Origin of the sequence: Pseudomonas sp. PA-6-3C, assembly GCF_021605825.1 — a bacterium.
In the GTDB taxonomy this organism is placed as follows: Bacteria; Pseudomonadota; Gammaproteobacteria; order Pseudomonadales; family Pseudomonadaceae; genus Aquipseudomonas; species Aquipseudomonas edaphica.
In genome coordinates this window covers 46,710-57,943 of the sequence record NZ_WKDV01000044.1, presented here as the reverse complement: position 1 = coordinate 57,943, position 11,234 = coordinate 46,710, and the positions used below count along the sequence as shown (strand labels likewise).

Below are 11,234 nucleotides of genomic sequence, written 5' to 3'. Positions count from 1 at the left end.
GCCCCTGTTACTGGCAACTCGGTTTTAACAGATACACCGCATCGCCTGGTTTCAGGGCCGCTTCGCAGCCCAACGCGGGGCAAGCCCGCTCGCCACACAAGCCCGCTCGCCACAGGTACGGTACATTCATCAAGTCAGTGTCTTTCCAACAACAATAAAAGGACGCACCACCATGAAAGCATTCAAACGTACCCTGCTCGCCACTGCCCTGGCTCTGCTCGCCCTGCCGGTGATGGCCGACTCGGCCCACCCGAAAATCGGCTTTTCCATCGACGACCTGCGCCTGGAGCGCTGGTCCCGCGACCGCGATTACTTTGTCGCCGCGGCCGAAAAGCTAGATGCCAAGGTGTTCGTGCAGTCGGCCGATGCCAACGAGCAGAAGCAAATCTCGCAGATCGAAAACCTCATCTCTCGCGGTGTTGACGTGATCGTCATCGTGCCGTTCAACGCTACGGTGCTGACCAACGCCGTCGCCGAAGCCAAGAAGGCCGGGATCAAGGTGGTGTCCTATGACCGCCTGATTCTCAACGCCGACATCGACGCGTACATCTCCTTCGATAACGAAAAAGTCGGCGAGATGCAGGCCAACGGCGTGCTGCAAGCGGCGCCCAAGGGCAATTACTTTTTGCTCGGCGGCGCGCCCACCGACAACAACGCCAAAGTGCTGCGCGAAGGCCAGATGAAGGTGCTGCAACCGGCCATCGACAAGGGCGATATCAAGATTGTCGGCCAGCAATGGGTCAAGGAATGGAACCCCACCGAGGCCCTGAGCATCGTCGAAAACGCCCTGACCCGAAACGACAATAAGATCGATGCCATTGTGGCCTCCAACGACGCCACCGCCGGCGGCGCGATCCAGGCCCTGGCCGCGCAGAAACTGGCAGGCAAGGTGCCGATTTCCGGCCAGGACGCCGACCTCGCCGCCGTCAAGCGCGTGATCGACGGCACCCAGACCATGACCGTGTACAAGCCTCTCAAGCTGATCGCCACCGAAGCCGCCAAGCTCTCGGTACAGCTTGCGCGTAATGAAAAACCTACCTACAGCTCGCAATACGATAATGGCAGCAAAAAAGTCGACACCATCCTGCTCACGCCGACCCCGCTGACCAAGGCCAATATCGACCTGCTGGAGAAGGATGGTTTCTATACCAAAGAGCAGATTGCCGGGCAGTGACCGCCATGGCCGACTACTTGCTGCAAATGAACGGCATCGTCAAAACGTTTGGCGGTGTCAACGCTCTGAACGGCATCGATATCAAGGTACGGCCGGGGGAATGCGTCGGCCTGTGCGGTGAAAACGGTGCCGGCAAATCCACCTTGATGAAGGTTCTGTCGGCGGTCTACCCGTATGGCACCTGGGAAGGGGAAATACTCTGGGACGGGCAGCCGCTTAAAGCCCATTCCATCAGCGAAACCGAGGCCGCCGGCATCGTTATCATTCACCAGGAACTGACCCTGGTGCCGGACTTGTCGGTGGCCGAAAACATCTTCATGGGCCACGAATTGACCCTGCCCGGCGGGCGCATGAACTACCCGGCCATGCTGCAGCGCGCCGAAGCGCTGATGCGCGAACTCAAGGTGCCGGACATTAATGTGGCGCTGCCGGTGTCGCAATACGGCGGCGGTTACCAGCAACTGGTGGAAATCGCCAAGGCGCTGAACAAACAGGCGCGCCTGTTGATCCTCGACGAGCCCTCCTCGGCACTGACCCGTTCGGAAATCGAGGTGCTGCTCGACATTATCCGAGGCCTCAAGGCCAAGGGCGTGGCCTGCGTGTACATCTCTCACAAGCTCGATGAAGTGGCGGCCGTGTGCGACACCATCGCAGTGATTCGCGATGGCAAGCACATCGCGACCACGGCCATGGCCGACATGGATATCGCGCAGATCATCACGCAGATGGTCGGCCGCGAGATGAGCAACCTTTACCCCACCGAGCCCCATGCAGTCGGTGAGGTGATTTTCGAGGCGCGCAACGTCACCTGCTATGACGTCGACAACCCCAAGCGCAAACGCGTGGACGATGTTTCTTTCGTGCTCAAGCGCGGGGAAATCCTCGGCATTGCCGGGCTGGTCGGTGCCGGGCGCACGGAACTGGTGTCGGCCTTGTTCGGCGCCTACCCAGGCCGCTACAGCGCCGAGGTGTGGCTGGACGGCCAACTGATCGACACGCGCACGCCGCTCAAATCGATCCGCGCCGGGCTGTGCATGGTGCCCGAAGACCGTAAGCGCCAAGGCATCATTCCTGACTTCGGCGTGGGCCAGAACATCACCCTGGCGGTGCTCGACCGCTACGCGCATATGACCCGCATCGACGCCGAGGCCGAGCTTGGCAGCATCGACCAGCAAATCGCGCGCCTGCACCTCAAGACCGCCAGCCCGTTTTTGCCGATCACCAGCCTGTCCGGTGGCAACCAGCAAAAGGCCGTGCTGGCGAAAATGCTCATGGCCAAGCCCCGCGTGCTGATCCTCGACGAGCCCACGCGCGGCGTGGATGTGGGCGCCAAGTATGAGATCTACAAACTGATGGGCGCGCTGGCCGCCGAGGGTGTATCGATCATCATGGTCTCCTCGGAACTGGCCGAAGTGCTGGGGGTTTCCAACCGCGTGCTGGTGATTGGCGACGGCCAGTTGCGTGGAGACTTCATCAACCAGGGGCTCACCCAGGAACAGGTGCTCGCCGCTGCGCTCAGCCAACACAATAAGAATGGGAAAACCGCGTAGATGAACCAGGTCAAACACCTTTTTACCCGCTACAAAATGCTCGCCCTGGTGATCGCAGTGGCGATCATCTGGGTGTTTTTCAGTTGGCAGACCGAAGGCGGCTTTCTCACGCCGCGCAACCTGTCCAACCTGCTGCGGCAGATGTCGATCACCGGGATCCTGGCGTGCGGCATGGTGCTGGTGATCATCAGCGGCGAGATCGATTTGTCGGTGGGTTCACTGCTGGGGTTACTGGGCGGGCTGGCGGCGATTCTGGACGTGGTCTACCACATTCCGCTGCTCGCCAACCTGAGCCTGGTGGCGCTGTGCGGTTTGATGATCGGCCTGGCCAACGGCTACATGACCGCCTACCTGCGCATCCCCTCGTTCATTGTCGGCCTGGGCGGCATGTTGGCGTTTCGCGGGATTTTGCTCGGCATTACCGGCGGCACCACCATTGCGCCGGTGTCGCCATCGCTGGTGTATGTGGGCCAGGGGTATTTGCCGCATTCAGTGGGCGTGGGGCTGGGCGTGCTGCTATTTGCCTTGACCCTGTTCCTGACCTGGAAGCAACGGCGCAATCGCGCGCTGCATGGCCTGGCGGCGCATTCGTTGGTGCGTGACCTGTTGCGCGTGGCTGTGATCGGCGCAGTGCTGGCCGGGTTCGTCACCACCCTCAACAGTTACGACGGCATCCCCGTGCCGGTGTTGCTGTTGCTGGTGCTGCTCGGCGTGTTCAGCTACGTCACCAGCCAGACCGTGTTCGGCCGTCGCGTTTACGCGGTGGGCAGCAATATGGAAGCCACACGCCTGTCGGGCATCAACGTGCAGGCGGTAAAACTGCGGATCTTCGGCATCATGGGCGTGATGTGCGCCCTCGCCGGCCTGGTCAACACCGCGCGCCTGGCTGCGGGTTCGCCGTCGGCGGGCAATATGGGCGAACTGGATGCGATTGCCGCGTGTTTTATCGGCGGCACCTCCATGCGCGGCGGCTCGGGCACGGTGTATGGCGCGTTGCTCGGCGCGCTGGTGATTACCAGCCTGGATAACGGCATGTCGATGCTGGACGTGGACAGCTACTGGCAGATGATTGTGAAGGGCAGCATTCTGGTGCTGGCGGTGTGGGTGGATGTGAGTACGCGGGCGGGGCGCCGCTGACAGGGTCGCGCCAATGTGGGAGCTGGCTTGCCAGCTCCCACCATTGACCTGCAGTGTATTTAAGTTATTTCGACACCGGCATCGCAAACTCCGCGCCCTGCTCAATGCTCTCCGACCAGCGCTGCATGATCGACTTCTGCTTGGTGTAAAAACGCACACCTTCCGTGCCGTAGGCATGCATGTCGCCAAACAGACTCTTCTTCCAGCCACCAAAGCCGTGCCAGGCCATCGGCACCGGAATCGGCACGTTGATGCCGACCATGCCCACTTCGATGCGCCGGGCGAATTCGCGGGCGATGTTGCCGTCGCGGGTGAAGCAGCTGACGCCGTTGCCGAACTCGTGGTCGTTGACCAGCTTGATCGCCTCGGCAAAGTCATTCACGCGCACGCAGGCCAGCACCGGGCCGAAGATTTCCTCGCGGTAGATGCTCATGTCTTGGGTCACGTGGTCGAACAAGGTCGCGCCGAGCCAGAAGCCGTTTTCCAAGCCTGCCTCGGTTGGCACGTAATCACGCCCGTCGAGCAGCAATTGCGCGCCGGCTTGCACGCCTTGTTCGATGTAGCCACTGATACGCTCCAGCGCAGCACGCGACACGATCGGACCCATTTCAGCCTTCAAATCGCGGCCGTCGGTGATGCGCAATTGCTTGGCACGCTCGGTCAAGGACGCGATGACTTTGTCACCCACATCGCCTACCAACACGGCGACGGAAATCGCCATGCAGCGCTCGCCGGCACTGCCGTAGGCGGCGCCCATCAGCGCATCCACGGTTTTTTCTATATCGGCGTCGGGCATCACCACCATGTGGTTTTTCGCGCCGCCCAGGCCTTGTACGCGCTTGCCGTTGCGCGCGCCGGTTTCGTAGATGTATTGCGCAATCGGCGTGGAGCCGACAAAGCTCATGGCCTTGACGTCCGGGTGTTCGAGCAGTGCATCCACCGATTCCTTGTCGCCCTGCACCACGTTGAACACGCCTTTGGGCAGGCCGGCTTCACGCAGCAGTTCGGCCATGAACAGCGAGGCGCTCGGGTCGGTCGGGCTTGGCTTGAGGATAAAGGTGTTGCCGGCCGCAATGGCGATCGGGTACATCCACATCGGCACCATCACCGGGAAGTTGAACGGCGTGACGCCGGCAACCACGCCCAGCGGCTGGCGCATCGTCCAGTTGTCCATACCACGGGAAACCTGGTCGGAATGCTCGCCCTTGAGCAGGTTGGGAATGCCGCAGGCGAATTCCAGAATATCGATGCCACGGTCAACTTCACCCTGGGCATCGGTAAAGACTTTGCCGTGCTCGGCGACGATGATGCGCGCCAGGTCGTCCTTGCGTTCACGCAGCAGGTGCAGGTACTCGAACAAAACGCGAGCGCGGCGGATCGGCGGCGTGTCGGCCCAACTGGCAAACGCGGCCTGGGCAGCGGCGACGGCTTCACCGACGGTCTGGCGGCTGGCCAGCGCCACGCGGCCGGTGATTTCGCCGGTGGCTGGGTTGTAGACGTCCTGATAGCGATCATCGCGGCTCACGCGTTGGTCGTTGATGTAGTGCTCGATCGTACTGGTCATGGCAGGTGATCCCAGGTGGGTAGCGTTGAGGCACACGATAGGCTTTCAGTTTGTTCCAAACCAGAGCAGAATCCTGAACTTATTGTCCTTGTGAGCGAACAATAGAACCATGGAAAAATCCGAGATCGAAGGGCTGTGGACCCATATTCACTGGTTGTCGGTGCTCGAAGAGCAAGGCACCTACACCGCCGCCGCAGCGCGTCTGGGGGTGAGCAAGTCGGCCGTCAGCCAGCGCATCTCGGACCTGGAAAAGGCCACCGGCACCCGCCTGGTCACCCGCACCACGCGCAGTGTGCGGCTTACCGATGCGGGGCTGTCGTTGACCCGCGAAGTGCGCAGCGCCTACGAACATATCGCCCGCAGTTTCTCGTCGGTGCGCGACTCGGCCGGAGAGATTCGCGGGCTGGTGCGCCTCACCGCGCCGGTGGCGTTTGCCCGGCAGCAGTTGGTGCCGCATCTGTCGGAATTCCTGCAGCAATACCCGCAAGTGCGTATTCAACTGGACGTGTCGGATGCCCTGAGTTCACTGACAGCCGAAGGTTACGACCTGGCGGTGCGCCACGGCTTTCAGGTGCCAGAAACCCACGTGGCCTGGAAGTTGTGCGACACCGGCTCGGTGCTGGTCGCCACCCAGGACTACCTGCAGCGCCACGGCGAACCCCGCGAGCCCAACGACCTCAGCGCCCACAACTGCCTCTACTACCCACGCGGCGCCGACCAGCCGGCCTGGACATTCGAGCGCGGCGGCAAAAAAGTCGAACGCGTCACCGTGCCCATCGCCGGCAGTTTTTCCACCAACAACAGCGAAGCCCTGCGCGACTCGGCGCTCAACCACCTGGGCATCGCCCTGCTCCCGGACTTCAGCGCACAGGCGGCGCTGGCCAGCGGCACGTTGGTGCAAGTGCTCAAGGGCTGGACACTCAAGGGCGCGTTTGCCGATGAGATTTACTTGATCCGCCCGTATTCGCCCCATGTGCCGAAGTCGGTGAGTGCGTTGGTGGGGTACCTGAAGGAGAAACTGTCGGGTGGGTTTCGGTTTGTGGGATGAGGCAGCGCCAGCGAGGTGCGCCCTTAGAGGCAATGGTTTGAACGCGGTCAAGAAAATGTGGGAGCTGGCTTGCCTGCGATAGCGGTGTATCAGACAGAAAATTAGGTGCAGATATACCGCTATCGCAGGCAAGCCAGCTCCCACATTAGATCTGTGGCTGCTGCTCCAGGTGGCTGATCAGTCGGTGGCCTTTCGACATGGTTTGTAAAGGGCCAGCAAGGCGCGTCCCTTTTAATTGCAGGACGTTTCCTAGACAATCCCTGCCGCCTTGTGCCTGTTGGAATCGATGGCTAGTCTGCGATCCGTCACTGCTCATCAGTGATCGGGTTTAGTCGCCCGGTTTCAGAACAGGCGCATCGTCCTCCGAAGTTTATGGTGGCTGTGCGCAGGGCGCCTTCGGGCGCGCCGGGTTCCTGTTCTGACCGGTCGACTAACCTGCGTACAGCCGCCACCCTCGTTTAGTCGCGAAGCGTGTCGGCTCCTTGACCAGACAGGTACTAAACGATGAAGAAAATTGTTCCCGACCCACCCCGCAATTGCGCCAAAGACCGCGCCGCCTTCAACCGCGCCCTCGACCATTACCTGCCCACCCCCGGCGTTCACAGCGTGATCGAAGACCTGAGCTTTGAAGACGCGTTGCTCTACACCGCCAGCCTGCTCGACAGCGCTTCGGCCACCACACTCAATTGCAGTGAAATGCTCGCCAGCCCCGAACGGGCGAAGATTCTGGCGGTGTGGCATTTGCTTGAGCTGGCCCGCACCACGGTGGATCGCTCTATCGAGTGCCTGAAGCCTGCAAAAGCAATGGCTTAAACACGGTCAAAAATGTGGGAGCTGGCTTGTCGGGTCGCCGCATCGCTGCGATGGCGGTATATCTGTACCTGATTTTCTAACTTATACACCGCTATCGCAGGCAAGCCAGCTCCCACAATTGACCATCGTCGCACCCACTAAACGGAATAGTTCTCGACAACTACGCGCGCATAAACTTGTTATAGCCAGCCGCAATAATTAACCAAACAAACCCCACCGTTATGTAATCAACTTGTTACTTTCAAAGCCCCTCACCAACAGCTTCTTGACATCGACAAAAAAGCCATACAACTAATTGTAAACATTGAATAATCATCGCCACTCCTGCTCCACTCAAGCGCCCTTTTCAAACTCCCGCCCGCACAAACTTGCAAAACAACCACAACCGGCTAAGTTCATGAATACCGTGAAAGCCATCAGCCATTACGCACAAAACCTGCCAGCCAGGTGAGGGGTTTTATTGCTCTAAAAACGGCGCAAGCACAGACACGGAACTTAAGTCTCAATACTCAAAAGGGATGCTTTGATGAAGCGCAGCCGGTGGTATCGTGCATGCTCGAAAAAGGCGCCAGCCGAACATTTTTGGCTGTCATTGGTGTGCTTTTCTGCGCTGGTGATTGCCAGCTTTCTGTTGTTTGAACAACAGATCCAAGACTTCCTGATTCACCTCAACCTGTACCAACCGTCCTCGCCTGCCCAGGCGTTCAACCTGGCACTGCTGCTGGTCGCCCTGCTCGCGCTGGACGTGGTGTTGCCGGTGCCGTCGAGCATGGTGGCGTTGCTGGCGGTGGCCATGCTCGGCAGCATTGGCGGTTACCTGGTGATTTTTATCGGTCTGTGCCTGGGTGCAGGCTTGGGGTATGCGTTGGGCGCCGGTTATTTTCGTTTGCTGTCCGGCCGCCTTGGCTTGCATCAGCGCTCGCCCGGGCAGTTGGCGTACCGCTTGGGCACGCTGTCGTTGATTTGCCTGCGCGGTGTACCGGTGCTGGCGGAAACCTCGGTGGTCGCCGCCGGGATGCAGCGCTACCCGCTGCGGGCCTTTTTGCTGATCACCACTTTGGCCAATGCCGGCCTGGCGCTGGCCTACACGGCCATCGGCACCTTCCTGATCGAGCAGAATTCATTGCTGGTCACGGTGCTGGCCAGCATGGTGTTGCCGCTGGGGTTTGTGGCGATTTACAGCCTGCTCAAACGCAAGCCAAGTGGGGATCAGCCTCTGCGTGGGCGGTTCACGGTCGCTTATGACTACCCGGTGATCTTCACCGACCACCTGTTCGACCCGCACAACCCATGCTTGCACCAGCAACTCACCGCAGCGCACAGCGGCCCGGTGACAGTGATGGTGTTCGCCGACGAGCAACTGCTGCACAGCGCGCCCGCGTTGCGCGACCAGATCGACGCCTACTTCGCGGCCCATGCCGATCTGCAGTTGCTCGCCGCGCCCATCGCCGTACCGGCCGGTGAATTGAGTAAAACCTCAGAGGTGTTGCAGCAGCTCTACAGCGACATGCTGCAACACGGCCTGGACCGGCATTGCTACGTGCTGGCCCTGGGCGGCGGCGCGGTGCTGGATTCGGTGGGTTACGCCTGCGCGACCTTCCACCGGGGCATCCGGCTGATCCGCATCCCCAGCACAGTGCTGGCCCAGAACGATGCCGGTATCGGCGTCAAAAACGGCATCAATGCCTTTGGCCAGAAGAACCTGCTCGGCGCGTTCTACCCCGCCAACGCGGTGATCAACGACTTCCAGCTGCTCACCAGCCTCACCCGCCGCGACCAGATCGCCGGGCTGGCCGAAGCGGTGAAAGTGGCGCTGATCAAGGACGCCGCGTTCTTCGAGTGGATGGAAGCCAATGCCAGCGCCCTCGCCCACTTCGACCACGCGGCCAGCCGCTACGCGATTCGCCGTTGCGCCGAGCTGCACCTGGGGCATATCACCGGCGCCGGTGACCCGTTCGAGCGCGGTAACGGCCGCCCGCTGGATTATGGGCATTGGGCCGCGCACAAACTGGAAAACCTTAGCCACCACCGGCTGCGCCATGGTGAAGCCGTCGCAGTGGGCATGGCCCTGGATGGGCTCTACGCAAACGCACTGGGCCTGTTGAGCGATTCCGAAACTGAGCGGGTGATGAGCCTGCTGCACACGCTGGGCTTCAACCTGTGCCCGCCGGAACTGAGTGTGACCGACGCACAGGGCCGCTCACCGCTGTTGCTCGGCCTGGAGGAATTTCGCCAGCACTTGGGCGGGCAACTGTCGATCCCCATGCTCACCTGCATCGGCCAATCGGTGGACCTGCATGCAATCGACAGCGCAAAAATGCAAACGGCGCTGCAACGGCTGGCGGCCCACAGCAGCCCGGCACTGGCGGCCACCGAGGGCTACGCGCGATGAGCCCGATGAAAACCTGGATGACCCTCGGCCGCGTGTCCAACCTGCCGACGGTGTGGACCAACACCCTGGCCGCCGCCCTGCTCGCCAGCAGTGCCGGGGCCTTGGCGCCGCCCTCCTCGCTGGTGTGGGTGCTGCTGTTGACCACCTTGTCGCTGCTGTACCTGGCCGGCATGTTCTTGAATGACCTGCTGGATGCCGACTGGGACGAACAACACCACAACCCGCGCCCCATTACCCTGGGACTTGCCAGCCGTCAACAAGTCGGCCTGGCCACAACCTTGCTGCTGGTACTCGCGGCAGCGGCGGTGCTGGGCCTGAGCCGCTTGATCGACACGCCGCATTGGTTGCTCGGCGGCGTGGTGTTGCTGGTGGGCTGCATCTTCGGCTACAACCTGCTGCACAAAAAATATGCGCACAGCGTGTGGCTGATGGGCGCCTGCCGCTCGGCGCTGTACCTCACCGCCGCCGCCAGCCTGGCGGTGCCGCCGGAGCCGATCTGGCTCTGCGCGATTCTGCTTGGCGTGTACATCAGCGGCCTGACCTACCTGGCCCGCCAGGAGCACCGCAACCAACTGATCAGCCGCCTGCCGCTGCTGTTGATGCTCAGCCCGCTGGCCCTGGCGCTCTACTCCAACAACCTGTGGTTCTGGCCGGTATTGCTGCTGTGGCTGGGCTGGTTGGGCTGGCATTACTGGAAACACCTGGCCCACCCGCAACAGCGCCAGGTGCGCGCGTTTATCGGCGCAGGTTTGGCCGCGCTGCCGTTGTTCGATGCACTGGTGCTGGCGGTGGCCAATCAGCCATTGGGCAGCCTGGTGTGTGTGCTGGTGTTTTTCCTGCTTCCCCACTTTCAGCGTTGGATCAAGCCGACATGAACATGCGCCCGGATAACCTCGACGACCTTCGCTTGAGCCTCATCCAACGGCTGGATGCCACGCAGCTGCATTGGTGGTTGCAGGCACATGCACAGCTTGAAGAACAACCGCATGCTTCCACGGCGGCGCTGCTGTGCGGCCAGTGCAAACGCCAGTTGCCTGCCGCCGTTGTCGCGCCAGCCCGGGCACTGGTGGTGGCCAAGGCGCTGGAACACACGCCGGCAGACGATCACCTGCCGCTGCTGCGCCAACTGTTCCTGTGGGGCGATGACCAGGAAAAAATCGCCCTGCTCAGCGCCTTCGACTGGCTCGACCGCGACGGGATGTGCCTGGAACTCGCGTTGCAGGCCGGGCGCACCAGTAACCCCCAGGTATTTGCTGCCCTCGCCCTCGACACCGCTTACCCGTCACGTCATTACCCGGAACGCGCCTTTCACCAGTTGGTGCTCAAGGCGCTCGGTATGGGCCTCGACATCGGGCGCCTGGTGAACCTGGCGCAACACCACAGCGTGACCCTCAACCAGCTCGCCCTCGACCTGCTCGACGAACAGCTCGCGGCCTCGCGCACCGTATCCCCAGGCTTACCCAAAGCGATCGCCTTTGACCTGCTCAGCCCAGCGCAACTACAGCGCTTGCGCGGCCTGCGCCTGCCGCCCGAATGGCACGCCTACCTGAACTGAT

Annotated in this window: 9 protein-coding genes; 8 read left to right on the top strand and 1 reads right to left on the bottom strand. The window is 61.5% G+C overall.

Annotated elements, in window-relative coordinates; genetic code table 11:
• The first annotated feature begins 172 nt into the window (after positions 1-172).
• From xylF to GIW48_RS24495, 3 genes are read left to right on the top strand one after another with little or no spacing between them, the layout of a single operon-like run.
• Complete coding sequence (gene xylF, locus GIW48_RS24505) at positions 173-1,174, top strand: D-xylose ABC transporter substrate-binding protein (protein ID WP_017136530.1); 1,002 nt, start codon at positions 173-175, stop codon at positions 1,172-1,174.
• A 5-nt stretch (positions 1,175-1,179) separates the two neighbouring features.
• Positions 1,180-2,724, top strand: a complete 1,545-nt coding sequence (xylG, locus tag GIW48_RS24500; RefSeq protein ID WP_177034490.1) for a D-xylose ABC transporter ATP-binding protein — start codon at positions 1,180-1,182, stop codon at positions 2,722-2,724.
• Positions 2,725-3,861, top strand: a complete 1,137-nt coding sequence (locus tag GIW48_RS24495) for a sugar ABC transporter permease (RefSeq protein WP_236460995.1) — start codon at positions 2,725-2,727, stop codon at positions 3,859-3,861.
• A 64-nt stretch (positions 3,862-3,925) separates the two neighbouring features.
• Here GIW48_RS24495 and GIW48_RS24490 read toward each other — a convergent pair whose 3' ends face one another.
• Positions 3,926-5,425 (bottom strand): CoA-acylating methylmalonate-semialdehyde dehydrogenase, encoded by a 1,500-nt coding sequence (locus GIW48_RS24490; protein WP_017136533.1) that lies wholly within the window; start codon positions 5,423-5,425, stop codon positions 3,926-3,928.
• Between the two features lie 109 nt (positions 5,426-5,534).
• Here GIW48_RS24490 and GIW48_RS24485 point away from each other — a divergent pair, with 109 nt between their 5' ends.
• The 5 genes from GIW48_RS24485 (at position 5,535) to GIW48_RS24465 (ending at position 11,233) form a co-directional block, all read left to right on the top strand.
• The gene (locus GIW48_RS24485; RefSeq protein WP_017136534.1) at positions 5,535-6,473 is read left to right on the top strand and encodes a LysR family transcriptional regulator; all 939 of its coding nucleotides are present in this window, start codon (positions 5,535-5,537) and stop codon (positions 6,471-6,473) included.
• 504 nt (positions 6,474-6,977) lie between these two features.
• Entirely contained in the window at positions 6,978-7,286 is a 309-nt protein-coding gene (locus tag GIW48_RS24480) for a DUF6124 family protein (protein ID WP_056861838.1), read from the top strand.
• Positions 7,287-7,812: 526 nt separating this feature from the next.
• Positions 7,813-9,678: a 3-dehydroquinate synthase gene (locus tag GIW48_RS24475; RefSeq protein WP_236460994.1), complete on the top strand. Its 1,866-nt coding sequence runs from the start codon at positions 7,813-7,815 to the stop codon at positions 9,676-9,678.
• Positions 9,679-9,683: 5 nt separating this feature from the next.
• Positions 9,684-10,553, top strand: coding sequence for a UbiA family prenyltransferase (locus tag GIW48_RS24470; protein WP_169988391.1), 870 nt, complete (start codon positions 9,684-9,686; stop codon positions 10,551-10,553).
• Positions 10,550-11,233: an EboA domain-containing protein gene (locus GIW48_RS24465; RefSeq protein ID WP_236460993.1), complete on the top strand. Its 684-nt coding sequence runs from the start codon at positions 10,550-10,552 to the stop codon at positions 11,231-11,233. Before GIW48_RS24470 ends, GIW48_RS24465 begins: the two co-directional genes overlap by 4 nt.
• The last annotated feature ends 1 nt before the right edge of the window (position 11,234 follow it).

What these genes read in the sequence shown, in the direction of transcription:
- xylF (WP_017136530.1), top strand. Translation starts at nt 173, where the DNA reads ATGAAAGCATTCAAACGTACCCTGCTCGCCACTGCCCTGGCTCTGCTC.
- xylG (WP_177034490.1), top strand. Translation starts at nt 1,180, where the DNA reads ATGGCCGACTACTTGCTGCAAATGAACGGCATCGTCAAAACGTTTGGC.
- GIW48_RS24495 (WP_236460995.1), top strand. Translation starts at nt 2,725, where the DNA reads ATGAACCAGGTCAAACACCTTTTTACCCGCTACAAAATGCTCGCCCTG.
- GIW48_RS24490 (WP_017136533.1), bottom strand. Translation starts at nt 5,425, where the DNA reads ATGACCAGTACGATCGAGCACTACATCAACGACCAACGCGTGAGCCGC.
- GIW48_RS24485 (WP_017136534.1), top strand. Translation starts at nt 5,535, where the DNA reads ATGGAAAAATCCGAGATCGAAGGGCTGTGGACCCATATTCACTGGTTG.
- GIW48_RS24480 (WP_056861838.1), top strand. Translation starts at nt 6,978, where the DNA reads ATGAAGAAAATTGTTCCCGACCCACCCCGCAATTGCGCCAAAGACCGC.
- GIW48_RS24475 (WP_236460994.1), top strand. Translation starts at nt 7,813, where the DNA reads ATGAAGCGCAGCCGGTGGTATCGTGCATGCTCGAAAAAGGCGCCAGCC.
- GIW48_RS24470 (WP_169988391.1), top strand. Translation starts at nt 9,684, where the DNA reads ATGAAAACCTGGATGACCCTCGGCCGCGTGTCCAACCTGCCGACGGTG.
- GIW48_RS24465 (WP_236460993.1), top strand. Translation starts at nt 10,550, where the DNA reads ATGAACATGCGCCCGGATAACCTCGACGACCTTCGCTTGAGCCTCATC.